Source organism: Gordonia malaquae NBRC 108250 (assembly GCF_000344135.1).
GTDB classification, from domain to species: Bacteria; Actinomycetota; Actinomycetes; order Mycobacteriales; family Mycobacteriaceae; genus Gordonia; species Gordonia malaquae.
Genome location: NZ_BAOP01000002.1, coordinates 164173 through 189159 on the forward strand (window position 1 = coordinate 164173; position 24987 = coordinate 189159).

A 24987-nucleotide genomic window follows, 5' to 3' on the forward strand; every position below is an offset into this window, starting at 1 on the left:
GTCAGCGTGACCGCCCGGCGACGCGACCACCACGGCCGAGCCTGCCATGAGCGGACCGAAGAGCTCGGGCACGGACACGTCGAACGTGTACGGCGTCTTCTGAACGATCCGATCTCCCGCCGTCCACGCGAACGCGGACAGACCCCAGCGCAGTCGGTTGAGCACGGCACTGTGGGAGACCGTCACGCCCTTGGGCTGCCCCGTGGAACCCGAGGTGAAGAGAGTGTAGAGCGCCGTGTCCGGCATGATCGTTCCGCGGCGCTCGGAGGCTGTGACGGGACTCGACGTGAGGACGGGGCCCGACGAGTCGACGCGGACCATCCGGATGCCCAGTTCAGCAGCGGCGGAGACCGCATCGACCGGTGACGCGGTCGAGTCGACCAGGAGCACTCGCGCAGCGGACGTTTCGAGCATGAACCGCACACGGTCGGTCGGTGCTTGGGTGTCGATCGGCACGTACTGTCCACCCGCCGTGACGACCGCATGCACGGCGACGATCATCTCGACGCTCCTGTCCATGCACACGCCGACTGCGACGTCGGGTCCCACGCCTAGGGCGATGAGGTCGCGGGCGAGGCTGTTGACGCGGTCGCCGAGTTCGGCGTACGAGACTTCCCGCTCTTCGAACATCACCGCGGTCGCGTCGGGAGTCTCGACGATCTGAGCTGCGACGGCGTCGGCAACCGACTCCTCAACGATGTCGACGACCGAGCCGCTCGCCGCGGCGATCAACGCATCCTTCTCATCCGCGGTGGTGAGATCGATATCGACGAGGTCCGCGTGCGGGTCTGCGGCAACATGGTGCAGCACACGGACCACTGCATCGACCAACGTCTGAGCCTGGTCGCGGTCGAACGCGGACGGAAGGTACTTGATCTTGACGACGTACCCGTCCTCGTAGGGCGCCGTCAACATCGTCAGCGGGTAGTGCGTCGCGTCGCTGAACTGTGCATGGCGGATATCCAGTCCGCCGGTCAGCGCCGCATCGGCCGTCGACAGCGAGTCGGCGTCGACGGGGTACGACTCGTGGACGGTGAGAGTGTCGAATCCGATCACGGCGTCGGCTGCAGCCACAATCTCCGGAAGTCCCAGGTGCTGGTGATCGAGCACCGACACCTTGTCGTGCTGCAAGGCCGCGAGTGCGTCGCCGATCGACTTCGACGGATCGAGGTCCACGACGACTGGAAGCGTGTTGATGAACAGTCCGAGCATCGAATCGACACCGGCCAAGTCACTCGGCCGGCCTGACACCGTCTCACCGAAGGTGACGACCTGGTTTCCGGTGAGCCGTGACAGCAGGACGCCCCAGGCGAACTGGAGAACTGTCGCGAACGTGACACCGTGCTCACGGGCCGCCGCCTCGACGGCACCGGAGGCCTCGGCGTCGAGAACAACTCCGACCTCCTCCGGCTGACTGTCTGCCGTGACTTCGGCGTCGGTGGTGACGAGTGTCGGCCCCTCGACCGCGCTGAGGAGCTCCCGCCAGGCCTGGACGCCTGCCGCCCGGTCTCGCTCGGCGAGCAGTGCCAGGAAGTCCGCGAAGTCGCCAACCGTCCCGACCGACTGCTGAGCTGTGAACGTGTCCCCGGTGGCGTAGAGGGCGAGCAGATCCGCCATGGCGAGCGGGCCCGACCAGCCGTCGAGCAGGATGTGGTGATTGGTGACGACAAGCGTCGCGACGCCGCCGTGACGCACGAGCACAACACGCAGGAGAGGCGGTGATGCGAGGTCGAACGGCCGAAGACGTTCGGCGTCCCGGATCTCGTCGATGGCTGCGGCGACCGATTCGGGTGCGGCCTCGCCGAGGTCGATCTCGGTCCATCCCGGCTCGACGATCGGATCGACCACGGCCACGACTTCACCGCTCGGGACCGGCACGTAGCCGGATCGAAGAACTCGATGACGTGCGAGCAGCGCACGGGCCGCGTCGTGGAGCCTGTCGGTGTCGATCCGACCGCCGAGTTCGAGGACGGTCTGCACGACGTACACGTCGACGGCATCATCACTGGTGAACTGCGATTGGAAGTACAGGCCACGCTGCAGGGGCGCAAGCGACCAGATGTCCGCGCCGGGGTGGGCGGCGGAGAGCACATCGAGGTCGTGTTGGGTCAGTCGCGCGCCCGGAACGTCGGACGGCGACAGGCCGAGTTCGGTGCCGCCGTCGACGATGCCGGCGGCCGCGGCGAGTTCGTTCTCCCAGCGGCGTGCGATGTTGCGTACGTCGTCCGCGTCGAGCACCGCGTTCGGGAAGCGGAAGTCGGCCCAGACGGCACGACCGTCCGCGCTCGACGACGTGCCCGCATTGATCGTCAACGCGGCCAGTGACACCATGCCGCCGCTGACAGTCGCGGGGAAGGCAGGCGAGTCGGTGCTCATGAAAGGCAGTTCGACCGCAGGCGCGGGAGAGCCTGCTGTGCCCGCGCCGAGGAAGTTGAACAGGATCGACGGCAGTGGACGCTGTGCGAGGTCGGTGTCGGCGAGATAGCGGAGCAGACCGAACCCGACTCCGGCGTCGGGCCTTCCGAGGCGTTCCTCCTTGGCCGCCTTCATCGCGTGGACGACGTCGGTGGACGGGTCGACGATCATCGGCGCGATCGTCGTGAACCAGCCGACGGTGCGTGACAGGTCGGCGCGATGGGGCCGCGGCCCGGTCGCGAGGAGTTCCTCGGTACGACCGTGCGCTTCGCGAAGCACTCCGACGGGCCCGTGGTCGGCGATTCCGCGGTCGTTCTGCCATCCGCGGACGGCACGCGCGAGCGCACCGAGCAGAACGTCGTCGACGCTGCCGCCGAGGGCCTCTGGCACTGCGCCGAGGATCTTCTCGGTGAGCTCGACAGGCAGGGTGTGAAGGACGTTCTCGGCGGTCGCCTCGCGGTCGCGCGTCCGATCGAGCGGACTTCCGAACGAGGTCGGCGCAGTGGGCACTCGATCGAGCCAGTACTCCACCTCGGAGTTCCGGTCATGGGCCTGGTCGGCGAGAGCCGCGGACCACGCACGGGCGGAGGTGCCCTCCGGGCGGAGATCGATCGACCCCGTCTCGGTGAACTGCGCCCACCCGGTGACGAGATCTTCGATGACGGACTGCCACGACACGGCGTCGACGCCCAGGTGGTGGATCACCAGGACCACCCGGCCCGCACCGCTCGGATCCACGACGTGGACGGCCTGCACGAGTGCGCCGGCCGCCGGGTCCAGTCGCCCGGCTGCTCCCGCGTGCGCCCGCAGGAGCTCTGCGTTGTAGTCGGCCGTGCCGACCACCGCGTCGACCCGTTGCTGCGTCACCGCTGCGGACGGGTCGAACTCAGTGCCCGCTGTCAGCTCCCACATACCGGAGGCATCGCTGAGCTGCGCAGACAACATCGGATGTGCGGTCACGACCGCATCGAGGAGTCGTTCGAGATCGGCCCGATCCAGATTCTCGGGTGCGGTGACGACGGCGGTCTGAGAGAAGTCCGCGAAGTCGCTCGGAGTCTCGGCGTGTTCGATCATCCACGACACGACGGGTGGGATCACGGCAGCGCCGCGGCCCGCACCGGGCAGTTCCGGAAGCATCGGGGCCACTGCTGCGCCGGCGCCGACTGCCACCGCCATGTCGCGGACGGTACGGTGCTCGAAGATCTCGCGGGGCGAGAGGTCGAGTCCCGCGGCACGCGCGGCGGACGCCAACTGAATCGACATGATCGAGTCGCCGCCGAGCGCGAAGAAGCTCTCGGTGACACTGACCTTCTCGAGTCCCATGACGCCTGCGACAACCGCGGCGAGACGTGTCTCGACATCGCCGACCGGAGCGACGTGTTCGGCCTCGTCGACCGTGAAGTCGGGCTGCGGCAGAGCGCGGCGGTCGATCTTGCCCGCCGAGTTGAGAGCGATGTCCTCCAGAACCGTCCAGACAGACGGCCGCATGTACTCGGGCAGACGATGCGCGACGGCGTCGCGTACCGCATCGAGGTCGACGGTGGCCGGCGAGATGTAGGCGACGAGGTGCTCCGCACCGGTCGGCGCCGTCGCAACGGTGGCCGCAGCGTGGACCACGCCGGGCGCAGCCGCCAGCACGGATTCGATCTCCCCGAGCTCGATGCGCTGACCACGCAATTTCACCTGGAAGTCGGTGCGTCCGAGGTACTCGATATCGCCGCCGGATGTCCTGCGCACCAGGTCGCCGGTTCGGTACAGGCGCGAGCCGGGCTCGCCGAGCGGATCTGCGACGAAGCGTTCGGCGGACAGTCCCGGCTGCGCGGCGTAGCCGCGCGCCACCTGGACTCCGCCGAGGTACAGCTCACCGGGGACGCCTTCGGGCACAGGCCGCAGACGCGCGTCGAGGACGTGGGCGGACGTGTTCCACACCGGCCGACCGATCATGACGAGCTCGGGCGCGTCGGTGACGTCCGCCCAGGTGACCTCGACTGCGGCTTCTGTCGGTCCGAACAGGTTGTGGATGCCGACGTTCGGCAGCGCGCGATGTGCGCGAGCAACAACGGCCGGAGGCAGTGCCTCACCGGAGGCGAACAGCCATTTCAGCGACGTGAGGCGGTCGAGCCGCTCCTGTGCGGTCACGTCGAGGTACACGGCCAGCATCGACGGCACGAAGTGCACGGACGTCGCCGCGGACTGCTCGAGCAGGTCGGTGATGTAGTCGGGATCGGTGTGCCCGCCTGGGCGGGCGACGATCACCGTCGCGCCGGCGACCAGCGGTCCGAACAGTTCGGGCACCGACACGTCGAACGTGTACGGCGTCTTCTGGATCACCCGGTCCGACGGTCCCCACGGGAACTCGGCCAGTCCCCAACGGAGTCGGTTGAGGATTGCCCGGTGGGACACGGTGACGCCCTTCGGACGGCCCGTGGAGCCGGAGGTGAACAGCGTGTACGCCGCGTTGTCGGGCCGCAGCGCCGACACGCGTTCGGAGTCTGAGACCGGTGGCGTCGAATCGTCGACGGGACCTCGCGTGTCCACCCTGATCAGGCGTGCGCCCGACTCCGCCGCGGCGAAGACGACGTCGGTGACCGGGTTGTCTGCCGCGACGAGGAGGACCCGGGCCTGTGACGTCTCGATCATGTACCGGGCGCGGTCGGTCGGCGCGGCGGTGTCGACGGGCACGTACTGGCCGCCCGCCGCGATCACCGCGTGGATCGCGACCATCATCTCGACGCCGCGGTCGATGCAGATCGCGACGGCGGTGTCCGGTCCGACCCCTGCCTTGATGAGGTCCCGGGCCAGAGTCGACACTCGTGAGCCGAGTTCGGCGTACGAGACACTCCGCCCCTCGAACTCGACGGCCGTCGCGTCCGGTGTCCGTTCGATCTGGGCTGCGACGGCGTCGGCGAGTGTCGAGTCCGCGACACCCACTGCCGGTCCGACGCCGCCGGCGACGGCGGTCGCCCGATCTGCGTCGTCGATGATCGGCGCATCGGCGATCGCCGCATCGGGATCGGCGCAGAGTCCGTCGAGGAGTCGGACGAACCGACTGCCGAACCGGTCCATCGTGGCGGCGTCGAAGAGATCTGTGGCGTAGACCAGAGTTCCGACCCAGTCGGACTCGGGAGCCGCGGCGACGTGGACGGCGAGGTCCAGCTGTGCCGCGATCGACGGCGGGTCGACAGGTTCCACGGTCAGGCCGCCGGGCGCCTCGATGACGTCGCCGGCGCGCTGCTGGTCGAGACCGAGCATCACCTGGGCCAGCGGCGCGAACGCCTCGCTTCTGACGGGGTCGGCGGCGTCGACGATCACTTCGAACGGCACGTCGGCGTTGCCGAACGCATCGAGATCGGTGACTCGGACCTGTGCGAGAAGCTCAGTGAACGACGCAGTCGGGTCGATACGGGACCGCAGAACCAACGTGTTCACGAACATGCCGATCAGCGGATCGACAGCAGCTTGTCCACGACCGGCGACAGGGGTGGCGACGGCGATGTCGTCGGTCGCGGTGAGACGCGAGAGGAGCACGCTGAGCGCTGCGTGCAGCACCATGAACGGGGTTGTCCCCGTCGTCGACGCGATCGACTCGATGCGCGACGCGAGCTCCGCGGGCACAGTGAACGACGAATGAGCGCCCGACTGCGACGCGGTCTGCGGGCGTGGACGGTCCGCAGGCAGATCAAGGACGTCCGGAAGTCCCGCGAGCTGTGTCCGCCAGTAGTCGAGTTGTCGTCCGGCGACGCTCGTGGTGTCGGACGGGTCGCCGAGCGACTCGTGCTGCCAGATCGCGTAGTCGGCGAACTGCACGTCCAGCGGCGTGAACGGCGCACCCGCGTACGCGGTGAGGACGTCGGTGATCAGCGGTGTGGTCGATTCACCGTCTGCCGCGATGTGGTGTGCGACGACGGCGAGCACGCACTCGTCGGCGGAGACGTGCCAGATGCGGACACGCAGCGGCCAGTCGACGGTGACGTCGAATCCGGTTCCCACAGCGGCCTCGAGCTCCGCGAGGCTCGCGACGACCTCGAAATCGAGCTTCGCGGCGATGTCGCCGACCGGGTGGATCACCTGGGCGGGTGTTCCGTCGACGGACGGGAACGTGGTGCGCAGGATCTCGTGGCGTTCGACCAGCGCCACGAACGCGGCACGCAATGCCGCGTCGTCGAGGCGCCCTCGCAGCCGCATCACCGACGGGATGTTGTATGTCGCGACGTCCGGGTCGAACTGGTTGATGAACCACATGCGCTGCTGGGCGAACGACAGCGGGATGTGCGCGGGACGCGGCGACACGGCGGTGACCGGTGGAAGTGCGGGCGCCAGGCCCGCGACAGCGGTGGCCAGTTCTCTGACCGACGGCGCATCGAACACGTCACGGACGGAGACGTCGACGCCGAGCGCCTCCCCCACCCGCGCGGCGATCCGAGTCGCGGCGAGCGAGTTGCCGCCGAGATCGAAGAACGACGCGGTGACCGACACGGTCTCGAGGCCGAGGATCTCGGCGAACACCTGCGCGATGGTCGCCTCGTCCGCAGTGGCGGGCTCGACGGCGTCGACGGTCCCGAACTCGGGTTCGGGCAGTTCCCGGCGTGCGACCTTGCCTGCCGAGTTGAGCGGCATCGCGTCGATGCTCACCCAGTGCGTCGGGCGCATGTACTCGGGAAGCGCCTGGTCGACGGTGGCGATCACCGCGTCGAGATCAACTGTCGACGGTGCGATGTAGCCGACGAGCACCTGTCCTGCACCGGTGTTGACGACGGTCGCCGCGGCGTGGACGACACCCGGAGCCGATGCGACGACGGCCTCGACTTCGCCGAGTTCGAGGCGCTGGCCGCGCAGCTTCACCTGGAAGTCGGTACGGCCCAGGTATTCGATACGGCCCGCGTCCCACCGCACCAGGTCGCCGGTGCGGTAGAGACGGTCGCCGTCCTCGCTGAACGGATTCGCGACGAACCGCTCGGCGGTGAGGTCGGCGCGTGCAGCGTAGGCGCGCGCGAGTTGGACGCCGCCGAGATACAGCTCTCCCGGAACGCCTTCGGGGACCGCCTGAAGACGGTGGTCCAGGACCCATGTGGTGGTGTTCGCGACGGGCCGGCCGATCGGCACCACGTCGTCCGACGGTGCCACCCGGTGCGCCGTCACGTCGACGGCGGCTTCGGTCGGGCCGTAGAGGTTGTGAAGTTCCACCTCCGGCAACGCCGCGAACAGCGGTGCCGCGGCCGCAGCCGTCAACGCTTCACCCGAGGTGAACACCAGGCGCAGCGACTCCAACGTGCTCAGCGATTGTCCGACGACGTCGTTGAACGCCGACAGCATGGACGGAACGAAGTGGACCACCGAGGTGCCCGTCGACCGGATCAGTTCGGCGACGTAGTCGGGTTCACCGTGTCGCCCCGGCTCGGCGATCACGAGTTGTGCGCCCACCATCGCGGGCAGGAACAGCTCCCACACTGACACGTCGAACGTGATCGGTGTCTTCTGCAGGAACACGCTGTTGTGGTCGATCGGGTAGTCGTCGCGCATCCACACGAGGCGGTTCAGCGCCGCTCGGTGCGTCACCGTGACGCCCTTCGGGCGCCCGGTGGAGCCCGAGGTGAAGAGCGTGTACATGGCCGAGTCGGGGCGGATCGGGGCGATCCGCTCGACATCCGTGACCAGCGGAGTGTCCAGGTCGACGTCGGTGGTCTGCTCCACGCGGATCAGACGTGCGCCTGCCTCGGCGGCACCGACGATCACATCGGAGACCGCTGCGGGGTCGCTCACCAGGAGGGTCGTGGCGCCCGCCGTCTCGAGCATGTAGCGCGCGCGTTCGGCCGGTGCGTTCGTGTCGATGGGCACGTACTGTCCGCCTGCCACCACGATCGCGTGGATGGCGGTAAGCATCTCGACACTGCGGTCGATGCACACGCCGACCGCGACGTCGGGACCGACGCCTTCGCCGATGAGGCGGCGCGCGAGCACATTGACGCGGGCGCGGAACTCTGCGGACGAGACCTCACGGTCGCCGAAGACGACCGCGGGACGCGCGGCGTCGACGGCGAGTCCCGCCTCGACTGCCTCGGCGACGGTCGCTCGGCCGTCCGCGGTGAGCAGGCTGGCGACGTCGGGCTCGGATTCGACGATGCGCTGCACGTCCACGACGTGTCCCTCGGACGCGCCGGACAGCGTCCAGAGCTCGGCGTCGGTCACGAGGTCGACGTCGCCGACGGGTCCGTTCACATCTCGGAGTGATTCGCGGAGGATCGTGGTGAGGCGGGCCACGAACAGTTCAACGGTCGCCGGGTCGAACAGGTCGCGCGCGTAGACGATCTGGCCATGCCAGTCGCCGACGCCGCGGTCGCTGACGGTGATCGTCAGGTCGCGCTGGGCGGGTAGGTCGGTCAGCATCACCGGCTCCACGGTGAGGCCGGGAAGCGACGTGGCGCCCGATGCTCCCGATGCACCTTGTTCGAAGGTGAGCAAGACCTGGGCGAGCGGCGCGAACGCCTGCGATCGGGTCGGGTTCACCGCTTCGACGACGGCCTCGAACGGCACGTCGGCGTTCGCGAGCGCGTCGAGGTCGGCGGCGCGGACCTGGTCGAGCAGGTCGGCGAAGCCCCTCGCCGTGTCGACCGAGGTGCGGAGGATCAGCGTGTTCACGAACATGCCGACCAAGCCGTCCAACTCGGCCTGACCGCGGCCGGCGACCGGTGTCGCCACAGCGATGTCGTCGGTGGCCGACAGTCGGGCCAGGAGCACGGCGAGCGCAGCGTGCAGGACCATGAACGGGGTCGCGCCGTGCTGCGCGGCGACGTCGGTGATCTGTTTCGCGAGGGCCTCGTCGATCGCGAAGTCGACCACGGACCCGACACCGGACGCGACGGCCGGACGGTGCCGGTCCGCGGGCAGTTCGAGCACGTCGGGAAGGCCGTCGAGCTGCTCTCGCCAGAATCCGAGCTGGTCGGAGACCACCGAAGAGGGATCGGTGGCGGAGCCGAGCACGTCGTGCTGCCAGATCGCGACGTCGGCCATCTGCACCGGGAGCGGCGAGAATGCCGGCGCGACGCCCTGCGCCCGTGCCACGTAGGCCGCGAGCACGTCGGCGACGAGCGGCGGCATCGATTCGCCGTCGGTCGCGATGTGGTGCACGACGACGGCGAGGACGCCGTCCGCAGGTGACCACCGGACTCGCATCGGCCAGTCGGTCGTCACGTCGAAGCCGGACGTGACCGCCTGCTCCACGCCGCCCCGATCGACGACGGCGAAGTCGAGTCTCGCAGAGATCTCGGCGACGTCGTGGACCTGCTGGCGCGGTTCACCGCGATGCGACGGATACGTGGTGCGAAGGGTCTCGTGGCGTGCGACGACGTCGGCGAGCGCAGCGCGCAACGCGTCGACGTCCAGGTCGCCGGTGATCGCCAGCAGAGCCGGGATGTTGTACGTCGCGGTGCCGGGTTCGAGCTGGTTGATGAACCACATGCGCGTCTGCGCGAACGATAGCGGGATCACGTCGGGACGCGGAACCACAGCGGTCACCGGCGGCAACGCAGCGGCATTGCCCGCCGTCGCGACGACCAGATCCCGCACCGTCGGAGCCGCGAACACATCACGCACCGACACCGCAGAGCCCAGCACATCCGCCGACCGCGCCGCAAGACGCGTCGCGGACAACGAATTGCCACCCAGATCGAAGAAGCTCGTCGTCACACCGACCTGCTCGAGGCCCAACACCTCCGCGAAGACAGCGGCGACCGCGGCCTCACGAGAATCAGCAGGCGCGACGAACTCCTCGTGCACGTCACCGGCATCAGGCACCGGCAACGCCCCACGATCGAGCTTGCCGTTCCCCGTCAACGGCAATCCGTCGACGGCGACAACCAGGTCCGGAACCATATAGGCCGGGACAGCACGCCCCACACTCGCCCGAACGGCCGACGAATCCAGTTCCGCACCCTCACCGAGCACCACGTACCCGACGAGCTGCTCCCCGCGGCCCGTCATCTCCACCACCGATGCCGCGGCACCGGTCACACCGTCCGCGGTCAGCATCGCGGCCTCGATCTCGCCGTACTCGATGCGATAGCCGCGCAACTGCACCTGCGAATCGCCGCGCCCCAGATACACGACATCGTCGCCGACGCGCTTCGCGAGGTCACCGGTCCGGTACATCCGCGACCCGCCCGGGCCGAACGGATTCGCCACGAACCGCTCCGCCGACAGACCCGGCCGATTCAGATACCCCTGCGCCAGCTGACCACCGGTCACATACATCTCACCGACAACACCGGCAGGCACCGGCCGCAACCGTGAATCCAAGATGTGCAGTCCAAGCGACGCCAACGGACGACCCACGAACGACGCGTCGTCAGCACGAACAGTCGCCGGATCGAGCTCACGGAACGTCACATGCACCGTCGTCTCGGTGATGCCGTACATGTTCACCAGGACCGCCGGGTCGGCGGGGAAATCGTCGAACCAACGGCGGACGTACTCGAAGTTGAGCTCCTCGCCGCCGAACACGACGTACCGCAACGCCATCTCCAGCCCGCCGGCCTCCCGACGAGCCTGCGCGAACTGGTAGAACGCCGACGGAGTCTGCGACAACACCGTCACACCCTCGTCCGCGCACAACCGCAGGAACGCCACCGGATCCCGCGCCAGCAGACGATCCACGATCACCAGGGCGCCACCGGACAGCAGCGGCCCCCACAGCTCCCACACCGAGAAATCGAACGCGTACGAATGGAACATCGTCCACACGTCAGACGACCGGAAATCGAAGTCGCCGGCCGCCGAGTCCATCAACGTCACGACGTCTCGGTGAGTCACCTCCACACCCTTGGGGCGCCCCGTCGAACCGGACGTGTAGATCACGTAGGCACGCGCATCCGCCGAGATCGGTGCCGCGGCGAACGAGACACCTGTCCCCTGCGACATCAGATCGTCGACCGAAACGACAACCACCTGCGGCGGAAGGGACAGCCACAGATCCAGTCCAGCGGTCTCACCGTCGACGATCACCGCCGACGGCAATGCATCCTCCACGATGAACCGCAGACGATCCTCCGGGTTCGTCGTGTCCAACGGCAGGTACGCCGCACCCACCTTGAGGACACCCAGGATCGACGCCGCGAGGTCGACACCACGACCCGTCGCCACCGCCACCAGATCCCCCGGAAGCACACCCGTGGCCCGCAACGACGCAGCGATCGCCGACGACCGCGCATCCAACTCCGCGTAATCCACCGACACAGACCCGTCCGACACCGCACGATTCGCACCGAACGCGACAACCGAGTCGGCGAACAGATCCACCAGACTCCGACCAGCATTCACCGTCGCCACCACCGGCGCGACCAACGAATCGACATAACCCGACTGATCGGCAAGACCAATCGACACGACGGGTACATCAGGATCGGCCACCACAGCTGCCAGGATCCGACGCAACGCCTCCACGAAGACCTCCGCCTGCGCGTCGTCGAATGCCGACGGCAGATACTTCAGCTTCACCTCGATGGATGCGCCCGCCTCGCCGGTGACCAGAGTCAGCGGGTAGTGGGTCGCGTCGACCACGTCGACACCGTCGACGGTCAGCCCGCCGAGGTCTCGTCCGGTGAGCGACTCGGTGTTGACCGGGTACGACTCGTGGACGGCGAGCGTGTCGAACAACTGTCCGCCACCGGTCAGCGACAGCAGTTCAGGCAGACCGAGGTGCTGGTGGTCGAGCACCGAGACCTTCGCCGCCTGCAGACGGCTGATCACGTCGGCGATGGAGGCGGTCGGGTCTACGTCGACGACGACCGGAAGCGTGTTGATGAACAGGCCGACGATCGATTCGACGCCGGAAAGGTCGGCGGGGCGTCCGGACACGGTCTCACCGAACGCGACGGTCTGCGTGCCGGTGATTCGCGACAGCAGCACTCCCCACGCGAACTGCAGGACCGTCGACGTGGTGACGCCGCGCCGGCGTGCGAACTCGCCGATCTCGGCGGTGAGCTTCTCGTCGAGCAGGACGGACCGATCCCGCGGGAGGTCAGCCGCGGTGGCCTGCCTGCCGGGAGCGACGATAGTCGGGTTGGTCGCTCCCGCGAGCACTGGCGCCCAGGCCGCGAGGCCGTCTGCCTTGTCGGCCGTCGCGAGATAGGCCAGGTAGTCGCCGAAGTCGGCAGTGACGCCGGTGGTCTCGGTGAACGTGCCACCGGTGGCGTAGAGCGCAAGCATGTCGGCGAGCACCAACGGTCCCGACCAGCCGTCGAGCACGATGTGGTGGTTGGTGACGATGAGGTGCCGGCTGTCGGCACCGTTCACCAGCACGAAGCGGATGAGCGGCGCATGCGACAGGTCGAACGGTTTCACCCGCTCGGCGGCGGCCAGCGCCTCGACGCTCTCGGGGCCACCGTCGACCACGGTCCACGGCACGTCGACGGTCTCGGGGACCACCGCTGCGACGGCGCCGCTCGGAGTCCGGAGGTACGACGATCGCAGCACCGCGTGGCGCGCGAGCAGTCCGCGCGAGGCGTCCTGCAGCCGTTGCACGTCGACGTCGCCGCCGAGCGTGATGACGGACTGCGCGACGTACACGTCGACGGCGCCCTCATCGCGGCCTGCTTCGGCGAGCTCGGCCTGGAAGTGAAGGCCGTGTTGCAGCGCAGTCAGCGGCCAGATCGTCGCCCCCGGATGACGTTGCGCGACATGGTCGAGGTCGGCCTGCGTGAGCGCGGCGCCGGGGACGTCGGACGGCGAGAGGCCGACGTCGCCGTCGGCGACCGCCTCGGTGATCGTGGTCAGCTCGGCGATCCACCGGTCGGCGAGGTCGGCGACGGCCGCCTCGTCGAGCACCGCGGTCGGGTGGGCGATCTCGATGGAGAACTCGCGACCGGCGGTGCCTGCGCCGGTTCCGACCGTGATGTTGAGGACCGACGACGTCGCCATGCCTCCGGAGACCGTGGCAGGCAGTCGTGGTGCGGCGGTGTCGGGCAGCAGATCGACTGCGCTGTCCCCCGCCGTCTCGCCGGCGACATTGCCGAGGTAATTGAACGACACGGCCGGAAGCGGGCGCTTCGCCAACTCGGTGTGGTGCCGATAGCGGAGCACGCCGTACCCGATCCCGTGCTCGGGGCGGGCACGCAGCTCCTCCTTGACCGCCTTCACCGCGTGAACCGCGTCGTCGGCGTCCGGCAGACGGACGGGCGCGATGCTGGTGAACCAACCGACGGTCCTTGAGAGATCCGCGCGTCGCGGGTCGGCGCCGCGCTCGACGGTCTCCTCGTATCGGCCGTGTCCTTCGACGAGGACGGTGACGGGCGCATCGTCGGTGATGTCGCGCGCGGACTGCCAGTCGCGGACAGCGCGGCCGAGCGCGGCGAGCAGGGCGTCGTCGACACCGGTGTGGAACGCTTCGGGAACGGTGGTGAGCAGCGCCTCGGTGACAGCCGACGGCACCGTGTGGACCTGCGACGCGGTGGTCGCGACACGGTCGCGTGCACGGTCGAGAGGAGTCCCGAAGTCGGTGGTCTGCTCGGGCGAGCGGTCCAGCCAGAAGTCCAGCTCAGTGTGATGGCGGTCGGCGCGGTCGACGAGGGCCGTCGTCCAGGCCCGCGCGGATGTGGCCTGCGCGCGCAGATCGATCGGGCGGCCGTCGGCCTGCTGCGCGCGTGCGGTGACGAGGTCTTCGATGATCGCGCGCCACGAGACGGCGTCCACGCCGAGGTGATGGATCACGACGACCAGGCGGCCCGCGCCGGAGGGGTCAGAGACGAGCGCGGCGCGGACGAGCCGACCGGTCTCCGGGTCGAGGTCGGCGCTCGCCTGTGTGAACGCCGCGGTGAGCGCGTCACCGAACGCAGAAGTGCCGACGGCGGCGTCGGTGGGATGGGCGGTGACGGCGGCGGCCGGATCGAATCCGCCTCCGGCCTTGAGCACCCAGTCGCCGAGCGCGTCGGTGTGCAGCGTCGACGACAGCATCGGGTGTGCGGCGACGACGGCGTCCAGCAGGACGGCGACCTCGTCGACGGTGATGCCCGCAGGAGCCCGCAGCACCATCGACTGCGAGAAGTCCGCGAAGTCGGATGCGGTGTCGGCGTGTTCGATCATCCACGCGGCGCCGACCGGCAGCGGAAGGAGTCCACGGCCGCCGCCGAGCGGCTCGTCGAGGGGTTCGAGTCCGGTGCCGTCGGCGACTGCCTCGGCCATCGCCCGGACTGTGCGGAGTTCGAAGATCTCCCTGGGCGACAGGTCCAGCCCGGCCGCACGGGCGCCGGATGCGAGCTGGATCGACATGATCGAGTCGCCGCCGAGTGCGAAGAAACTCTCGGTGACGCTGACCCGGTCGAGCCCCAGCAGACCCGCGACGATCGCCGCGAGCGTCCGCTCCGCGTCGCCGACCGGTTCGACGTATCCCTGCTGCATGCCCGCGAAGTCGGGCGCGGGCAGTGCCTTGCGGTCCACCTTGCCCGCCGTGCTCAGCGGCATCTCGTCGACGATCATCCACAGCGACGGCTGCATGTACGCCATCAGTTTCTCTGCGGCGTACGCCTCGAGCGCTGGTCGGTCGGTGTCGCCTGCGATGTACGCGACGAGGACGTCACCGCCGGTGGGAGTGGCGGCGACGGTGACCGCCGCGTGCAGCACGCCCGGTGCTGCGGCGAGGACCGCCTCGATCTCACCCGGCTCGATGCGCTGACCACGCAGTTTCACCTGGAAGTCGTTGCGGCCGAGGTATTCGATCTCGCCGTTCGGGTTCCACATCGCCTGGTCGCCGGTGCGGTACAGGCGCTCACCCGGTTCGCCGAACGGATCGGCGACGAACCTCTCGGCCGTCAATTCGGGACGTCGTGCATATCCGCGCGCCACGTGATCGCCACCGAGATACAGCTCGCCCTGCACACCGACGGGAACCGGTTGGAGACGGGAATCGAGGATGTGGCCGGTGGTGTGCCACGCGGGCACACCGATCGGCACCGTCGCCTCGCCCTGGCGGATGTTCGCGATCGTCGCATAGATCGTGGCCTCAGTCGGCCCGTACTGGTTGAACAACTGCAGGTGAGGCCAGTTCGCGAAGACTGCTTCGGCTCCGGCGGGGCTGAGGGCCTCGCCACCGGTGTGCACGTAGCGAACACTCGACATCCAGTCGCCCGCACCGAGCTCTCGGACCATCGACGCGAGCATCGACGGGACGAGGACGATCGAGGTGACCCGGTGATCGACGATGTACTGCTGCAGTGCCCATGGGTCGCGGTGCTCGCCGGGCTTCATCATGATCATCCGACCGCCGTCGAAGGCCAGGCGGAAGAACTCGAGGACGGACGGGTCGAAGGTGTAGTCGAGGACCTGCAGGTACACGTCCGAGTTCTCGAACGAATAGAAGTCCTGGTCGAACGTCAGCTGTGACATCACCGATCGGTGCGACACCGTGACGCCCTTAGGCAGTCCGGTGGACCCCGATGTGAACAGCGTGTACGCCGCATTGTCGAGGCGCAGCGGCGCGAGGCGGTCGGTGTCGGTGATCGCTCCTCGGGCCGCACTCAGGGGCGCCGTCGCGCTGATCGCGATGCGCGTCAGTCCGGCGGCGTCCGCGGCGTCGTGCGCCGCCGGGATCGGCGTGTGGTCGGCGGTCAGCAGCACCGCGGCGCCGGAGACGTCGAGCATGTACCGGATCCGGTCGGCGGGAGCATCGACGGCGATGGGGACGTACTGACCGCCCGCGGTGGTCACCGCATAGATCGCGAGCACCATCTCGAGCGACCGCGGCGTGGCGATGCCGACCGCGACGTCCGGGCCGACTCCGGCTGCGATCAGCTCGCGGGCCAACACGTTCACTCGGTCGAACAGCTCGGTGTACGTGAGGTCGCGGCCGTCGCCGACCACGGCGATCTCGTCGCCGAAGCGTTCGACTGCGCCGGGCAGCAGGTCTGCGAGTGTTCCGTCCACGCGTCGATCGGCGAGTTGCGGATCGGTCAGATCCACCACGTATCCCTGCGACATCTCGTTGATGACGGCGGCGTCGTCGTCGGTGAGGATCACCGCATCACCGACGGGACGATTCACGTCGGTCAGCAGACCGTCGAGCAGGTCGACCAGGCGTTCGGCGAAGACTCGGACCGTGAGCCCGTCGAAGAGGTCTTCGGCGAACGCGATCCAGCCGTGCCAGTCGTGGTCGGTCGGCGCGAGATCGACGCCGAACAGCAGGTCGACCTTGGCGGGTTCGGGAGCGGCTTCCAGCGGTTCGACGACGAGGCCGGCGACCTCGTGTCCGTCGAGGCGCGCGGCGGCATTCGACTCGTTGACCGACAACCACACCTGGGCGAGCGGCGCGAACGCCTGCGAGCGGATCGGGTCCAGGTGCTCGACGAGGACTTCGAAGGGCACATCTGCGTTGTCGAACGCGGTGAGGTCGACGGTCCGCAGTTCCCCGAGGAGGTCGGCGAACGGCGTCGCCGGATCGATCTGCGCGCGAAGGACGAGAGTGTTGACGAACATGCCGATCACGTCGTCGAGCGCGGCGTCGCCGCGGCCCGCGACGGGCACTCCGATCGCGATGTCGTCGGTGGCCGACAACCTCGCAAGCAGCACCGAGAGGCCCGCGTGGAGCACGATGAACGGCGTGACGCCGGACTGATGCGCGACCTCACGGATCCGGTCGCCGAGCGCGGCGGGGATCGTGTAGTCGATCTGCCCGCCCCGCTGGGACGCCACCTGGGGTCGCGGCCGGTCGGACGGCAGATCGAGGACGTCGGGGAGGTCGGCGAGGGCGGTCCGCCAATAGTCGAGTTGACGGTGCAGCACCGAGCCCTGATCTGACGGATCACCGAGAACCCTGTGCTGCCACAGCGCGGCGTCGGCCACCTGTACCGGCAGCGACCCGAGCTCGGGGACGGCGCCTTCGACGCGCGCCGCGTATGCGGCGAACAGATCGATCACCAACGGGCGCATCGACTCGCCGTCGGCCGCGATGTGGTGGAGGACCGTGAGGATGACGTGCTCATCGTCGGTCACCCGCTGTACGCGGACGCGGATCGGGCGGTCGACGGACACGTCGAAGCCGGTGGACGCGGCTGCGGCGAGTTGATCAGCGGTGTCGACGAGCGCGAAGTCGAGTTCATCGAATGCGGTGGTCGCATCGCCGATCTGTTGGACGGGCGCCCCGTCGACGGTGGTGAATACGGTTCGCAGCACCTCGTGCCGCTCGATCACGTCCGCGAAGGCACGACGCAGTGCGACGAGGTCGAGTCCACCGGTCACCCGCAGCGGGATCGGCATGTTGTACGCGGGCGACGTCGGATCGAACTGGTTGATGAACCACATGCGCTGCTGCTGGAACGACAGCGGGATCATCGCGGGACGCGGATCGACGGCCGTCACCGCGGGCAGTGCCTTGGACGCCGACGCGGCGACCGCGACGAGGTCGCGAACGCTCGGAGCGTCGAAGACGTCCCGGACCGACACTTGTGCCCCGAGTGCTTCCGAGACGCGCGACGCCAACCGCATCGCGGCGAGCGAGTTGCCGCCGAGGTCGAAGAACGACTCGGTGACGGACACCGTCGCGACGCCGAGGAGTTCGGCGAAGACCGCGGCGACTGCCTCTTCCTGCGCGCCGTCGGCGGCGACGCTCTCCGCTGCTGACACCTCGGGCGCGGGCAGTGCGGATCGGTCGACCTTGCCGGAGGCGCCCAACGGCAGAGCGTCGAGGAGCGTCCACACGGTCGGGCGCATGTACACGGGCAATCGGTCGGCGGCGAACTCCTTGACCGACGACAGACCGGTGGCGTCGACACCGGTCAGATACGCGACGAGGTGGTCCCCCGCCGGGCCGCCGACGACGGCTGCCGCGCACTGAGCCACGCCCGGCGCACCGGCGATCGTGGCTTCGACGTCTTCGAGTTCGAGTCGCTGACCGTTGAGTTTCACTTGGAAGTCGGTGCGGCCGAGGTACTCGATCTCCCCGGACGCCGTCCAGCGCGCGAGGTCGCCGGTGCGGTACATCCGGGCCCCAGGGGTGAACGGGTCCGCCACGAATCGGGCCGCGGTCAGTTCCGCTGCGGACGCGTATCCGCGCGCGAGCTGATCACCGGTCACGTACAGCTCGCCGCGGACGCCGGGCAGCGCCGGGCGCAGACGCGCATCGAGGATGAGCACACCGGAGCCGGGAGCGGGCGCACCGATCGTGACGACGTCCGCGGCTTCGCGGTACGTGCGTGTCGTCGAGTCGACCGCGGCCTCGGTGAGACCGTATTGGTTGACGACCGACGCGCCGGGCAGATTTGCCAGTGCGCGGTCGAGCAGAGCTGGGGTGAGGCTCTCACCGCCGGTGAACACGGTTCGCAGGGAGGAGACGTCTCCACTGCCGTCCTCGAGGAACACGGCGAGGACCGACGGGACGAATTGGACCGTTGTGGCGGACGTCTGCTCGACGAGGCACCGCAGGTAGCCGGGGTCGCGATGGCCCTCTGGTCCGGCGACCACTGCGGTCGCGCCGGAGGTGAGCGGCCAGAACAGTTCCCACACGGACGCGTCGAACGTGAACGGCGTCTTGACGAGGACTCGCTCGTCGGCGGGGTCGCCGAGAGTGCCGCCGAACCAGGTGAGGAGTGTCCCCAGCGCGCGATGGGAGACGGTGACGCCCTTCGGCACGCCCGTTGATCCCGACGTGAACAGGGTGTACGCGGCATGCTCGGGGCGCAGCGGCGCCGTGCGGTCGTCGTCGGTCACCGGGCCCGGATCTGCCGGCGCGTCACCTGACGCGTCGACTCGGCGGGTGCTGACGTGCGACGGAAGCTGTGCCGCGTCCGGTCCGACGAGAGCTGTCGTGACACCGGCGACGTCGACCATGTCTGCGACACGCGCGGCGGGAGTGTCCGGATCGATCGGGATGTACTGGCCGCCTGCCGCGATCACCGCGTGGACGGCGATCAGCTGTTCGGCCGACCGGCCGATGACAACACCGACGGCGGTGTCCGGACCCACCCCGGCGCCGATCAGTTCACGAGCCAGCGTGTTGACGCGAGCACCGAACTCGGCGTAGGTGAGCGTCGAGTGCTCGGTGAGCACCGCGATCGCGGCTGGACTCTGCCCGACCGCTGCGGTGAGCAGCGTGTCGACGGTGTGCTCCACGCGGTCCTGCGCCGGACCGGCCGACCAGGAGTCGAGTTCGGCTCGCTCGTCGGAGCCTGTCGCGGACACACCGCCGACCGCAGCGCTCGGATCCGCGGTCAGGGCGTCGAGGACGCGGACGAAGCGGTCGGCGAAGAGCGCGGCGCCGGACTGTTCGTACAGGTCGGTGGCGTACAGGAGATGCCCGCGCCAGCCGTCGCCGTGGTCGGTGATGCCGACGGTGAGGTCGACTCGCGCTGTGACCTTGTCGGGCTCGGCGACGGTGATCTGCAGACCGTCGATGTCGACGGTGCCGAGCCCTCCGCCCGCGAGTCCCGGAACGGACGTCTGGTCGAAGGACAGCCAGACCTGCGCGAGCGGAGCGAAGGCCTCCGACCGCACCGGGTCGACCCTGTCGACGACCGACTCGAACGGGACGTCGGCGTTCGCGAACGCCCCGAGATCCGTGCTGCGGACTCGCCCGATCAGATCGAGGAAGCTCTGGTCGGGATCGACAGAGGTGCGCAGGACCAGCGTGTTCACGAACATGCCGATCATCGGGTCGAGGACCGACTGGCCGCGGCCCGCGATCGGCGTGCCGACCGCCACGTCGGCGTCGGCCGACAATTGAGCCAACAGAACGGTGAGTGCCGCGTGCGCGACCATGAACGGTGTCGAGTTGGTGGTGCGTGCCAGCTCGGCGACCCGACCCGAGATCGATTCGTCGACGTCGAAGTCCAGGCGGCCGCCGCGGTACGACGGGTGCGCGGGACGGGATTTGTCGGTCGGGAGCGTCGGCACACCTGCAAGACCGTCGAGCTGCCCCGACCAGTAGTCGAGCTGTGAGCCGATCATCGACTCGGGGTCGTCGGCGGCGCCGAGCACACCGCGCTGCCACAGCGCGTAGTCGGCGATCTGGACGGGCAGCGGTTCCAACAGCGCCGCGATCTCCGAACGCGCCTGTCCACCCGTCGACCTGGCGCGGTACGCCTCGGTGAGGTCGGTGACCAGCGGTGCGAACGATTCGCCGTCGAACGCGATGTGATGAAGCACGAGCACCACGACGGTCTCGTCGGCGGTCGAGTGGAGTCGGACGCGGATCGGGAACGACGTCGCGAGGTCGAATCCGGTCGACGCGGCCGAGTACAGTCCGGCTTCGTCGGTCGTCACCCAGTCGAGTCGGTCGAGCGCGTCCGCGGGCGGGGCGATCACCTGCACGCCACTGCCGTCGACAGTCGTGTAGGTGGTGCGCAGCACCTCGTGTCGGCCGAGCACGTCGCCGACTGCGGTGCGCAACGCGTCGACGTCGAGGCCGCCCCGGATCCGGAGGACCAGCGGGATGTTGTAGGCCGCGGACTCGGGGTCGAAGCGGTTGATGAACCACATACGCTGCTGCGCGAGTGACAGCGGGATCACGTCAGGGCGGACGGCGACGGCGTCGATCCGCGGGAGACCCTCAGTCTTTCCGCGGGCGATCACCGCGAGTTCACGGACTGCCGGGGCCTCGAACAGGTCGCGGACCGTCACGTCGACGCCGAGCTCCTCCGACGCCTGTCCGACGATGCGCGCGGCAGCGAGCGAGTTGCCGCCGAGATCGAACACCGAGGTGGTGACGCCGACCTCGTCGACGCCGAGCACGTCTGCGAAGATGCCTGCCAGCAGCACCTCGTCGGCTGTCTCCGGGGCGACGTACTCGGCTGCGAAGTCACGGTCGGGTTCGGGCAGCGCCGCGCGATCGAGCTTGCCGTTGACCGTCAGCGGCAGCGCCTCCATCACGACGATCGAGTCGGGGACCATGTAGCCGGGAACTGTCGCACCGGCCGCGGAACGGACCTGTGCCGGATCGAGTGTGACGCCTGCAGCGGGCACGACGTACCCGACCAGCATCTCCAGTCCTTCGCCGCCCGATTTGACGGTGGCGGCGGCGCCGTCGACGCCGTCGACGGCCAAGAGCGCGGACTCGACCTCTCCGAGTTCAACACGGAAGCCGCGGAGCTGCACCTGGTCGTCGGAGCGGCCGACGTACTCGAGGATTCCGTCGCGATAGATGCCGACGTCACCACTGCGGTACATGCGTTCGCCCGGAACGCCGAGCGGATCGGCGACGAATCGCGAGAACGTCAGGTCTGGACGGCCGAGATAGCCGCGCGTCACCTGTGGGCCGCTCACATAGATCTCACCCGGCACCCCGTCGGGCACCGGCTGAAGGCGCGCGTCGAGGAGGCGAACAGTGAGGCCGGGCAGTCCCCCGCCGACATCGGAACCTCGCGCGGCCGCCGCGATCTCCGGGTCGAGGACGCGGATCGTTGTGTGCACCGTCGTCTCGGTGATGCCGTACATGTTGACCAGCACGGGGCCGGGCGAGCTCGGGAAGTCCTCGTACCAGCGTCGGACGTATTCGAACCCGAGCGCCTCGCCGCCGAACACCAGGTATCGGAGTGCGAAGTCCAGGTCGGGTGCGCGACGCCGGGCGTCGGCGAACTGATAGAACGCCGACGGCGTCAACGACAGAACCGTGACGCCTTCGGTTGCGCAGAGCTGGACGAACTCGGCAGGCGCGCGCGCCACGTCGCGGTCGACTATGACGAGCCTGCCGCCAGACAGAAGCGGTCCCCACAACTCCCAGACGGAGAAGTCGAAGGCGTACGAGTGGAACATCGTCCACACGTCGTTCTCGTCGAAGTCGAACCCGAGCTGCGCCGACGACATCAGCGCCACCACATTGCGGTGCTCGACGACGACACCCTTGGGTCGACCGGTGGAGCCCGAGGTGAAGATCATGTAGGCGGCGGACGCCGGATCGATGGTCGGCAGTTCGGCGTCGACCGGTGCACTGAGGTCGGCGACAGTGGCCAGGCGAGTGTCGAGGAAATCGAGCGCCTCGTGTTGGTCGGCGTCGGCGACGATCAGGAGAGGTCGAGCCTCCCCGACCACGTATCCGAGGCGGTCGGCCGGGTGGGACACGTCGATCGGCAGGTACGCGGCACCGGCCTTGAGGACTCCCAGGATCGCGACCGCGACATCAGCCGTGCGCGCGGTGGCGAGTCCGACGACGCTTCCCGGGACGGCGCCCGCGGCGACGAGCGAGCGCGCGACGGCGTCGGACGCCGCATCGAGTTCGGTGTACGTGAGGGTGCGACCGGTGCCGTCAGTGACCGCGGGCCGCGAGCCGAACCTGTGAGCAGCCGACGCGAAGAGCCCGGGCAGAGTCGCGAGATCGTCAGTCCCGACGAGCGCCAGAGCAGCGGAACGGATCGTCGCGACCGCCGTCGCCATCGCATCCGCGATCTCGGTCGGGGCGAGTCCGGCGATGCCGAGGTGCGGGGTCACTGCGCCGCCGACGGCGGCCTCCGTGTCGATGCCCTGCGCTGCGAGCACACCCGCGGTCACGGAGACCTGTGCGTTCAGGGTCGCGAAGAGAACGGGACCGCCCGCCCCCTCGAACGCCACGGCCGCGGGCGCCAGGTGAGCGGCCGCCGCGACCAAGTCCGGTGTCGAAGGTCGTCCGCCCCAGGTTCGAGACAGGACTTCCATTCCCTTACCGCCCTCGGTCACGTGTGATCGCTCCGTTCCCTCGTGCCGACGGTGATCGATTCCGTCACCGATTCGGCGTTCCTACGTAGATTCTCCAGCACTGTTCCGAACACCTCGGGCCCCGCGGGCGCGACTGTCGGCAGCAGGCTCATCAATGCGGTGGTGAGCGCCGAATCGCGATCCGGCAGGGCCGCGGCCATCACCGCGGTCATCGCGGCGAGCGATTCGAACGTGACCGATATCCCGTCGTGAGTCACCGCCTCCGCCGAGGGCGCCGCAGCCGACGCCCTCTCCACCAAGTCGGGCAATGCCTCTTGCACCGCGGGTTCGTCCTCGACCGGCTGGTTCTCCGACTCGGTCAGGATCGAGATGTCCGCCACGCGGATCTGAGCGTTGTCGGCGATCTGCTCGACAACGGCGACGAATCGTTCGGCGAACGTCTGAACCGTCGCCTCGTCGAACAGGTCCGTCGCATAGAGGAACTGGCCGCCCATCGGAACGCCTGACTCACTGCCCGGAGGCGACGGGAACAGGGTCAGCTGCAAGTCGGCCTTTGCGGGCAGAACCTGCTCGGACACCGGGCTCACTGTGAGTCCGGCGAGTTCGAGCGTCGGGAAGTAGAAGTTCTGATAAGCGAACAGCACCTGGTAGACCGGGTTGTACGACGCCGACGGTGTGGGGACCACCCGGCTTGCGACTGCGTCGAACGGCACGTCGGAGCGACCCATGTCCGCGAGGTCTTCGGTCCGCACACGCGACAGCATCTCGGAGAACTTCTCCTCGTCGTTCACCTGGGTGCGCAGGGCGAGGGTGTTGACGAACATTCCGATCACGTCGTCGAGTGCGCGGTCGCCGCGCCCGGCGACGGGTGTGCCGATGACGACGTCGCGCTGGGTGGTGAGACGCGACAGCAGCACGGCGAACGCCGACTGCAGCACCATGAACGGTGTCGCGTGGTGTGCACGCGCGACCGACTCGATGCGTTCGACGACGTCGGCGGCCAGTTCGAATCGCACGTCGGCGCCGTGGAAGCTCGGCGACTTCGGTCTGGGCCGGTCGGTCGGCAGGAACAGTTCCGCGGGCGCACCCGAGAGCCGCTCCGCCCAGTAGTCGAGCTGGATCTGTTCTTGGCTGCGACCGCCGTGCACCGACGCCAGCCAGTCGTTCTGCCACGTCGCGTAGTCGAGGTACTGCACTGCCGGGGGCGCCCAATCGGGTCGTGTTCCGCGGGCGCGGGCGTCGTAGGCCACCATCACATCTCGTGCCAGCGGCAGCAGGGACGCTCCGTCGATCGCCACGTGGTGCACCACCACGACCAGCACGTGTGACGTCGGGCCGGATTCGAGGATGGTGAACCGAACCGGGGGTGCGGCGCTCACGTCGAATCCTCGACCGGTGATGCGTCCGATCGCTTGGTCGACGTCACCGTCGATCGTCTGCTCGACGAACTCGAGAGTGCTGTATGCCTCCGCCGTCGCGAGAACCTCCTGGCGCGCGTCGCCGTCGACGAACGGGTAGCGGGTGCGCAACGACTCGTGACGGTCGAGCAGATCACGGACGGCGGCACGCATCGCAGGCACGTCGAGCTCACCTTGGACGTCGAGAGCCATCGCGACGTTGGCGACGGCCGAGTCGGGATCCGCCCGATTGACCAACCACATTCCGCGCTGTGTCGCCGACAGCGGTCCTCGTCCGCCGTGTGGACGACCGGACAACGCCGGGCGAAGCTCGGCGTCGGGCAGACCGTCGACTGCGACGGCGAGCGCTGCCACGGAGGGCGACTCGAACACGACTGCGACGGGGATCTTCCGACCGAGTCGGCCCGATGCGCGTGCGGCCACCTTGGTCGCCGACAGGGAGTTTCCTCCGAGATCGAAGAACGATTCGACGACGCTGACCGGTTCGACGCCGAGGACGTCTGCGAACACCTCGGCCAGGATCTTCTCGGTGTCGGTGCGGGCGTCGACGTGA

At 68.8% G+C, this 24987-nt stretch carries 2 protein-coding genes (both cut by a window edge); both read right to left on the bottom strand.

Translation table 11 applies throughout. The features are described 5' to 3' along the window. On the bottom strand, positions 1-23037 hold the 5' portion of the coding sequence (locus GM1_RS01455; RefSeq protein ID WP_040519235.1) for a non-ribosomal peptide synthase/polyketide synthase. 16842 nt of this gene lie to the left of the window's left edge; 23037 of the gene's 39879 nt are visible here — the first part of the coding sequence; its start codon is at positions 23035-23037; its stop codon lies off the left edge, out of view. Continuing rightward, positions 23034-24987: the end of a non-ribosomal peptide synthetase gene (locus GM1_RS01460; RefSeq protein WP_008376006.1), read on the bottom strand. Its footprint extends 6179 nt past the window's final position; 1954 of the gene's 8133 nt are visible here — the last part of the coding sequence; its start codon lies beyond the right edge, outside the window; the stop codon is at positions 23034-23036. The genes GM1_RS01455 and GM1_RS01460 overlap by 4 nt, the downstream gene beginning before the upstream one ends.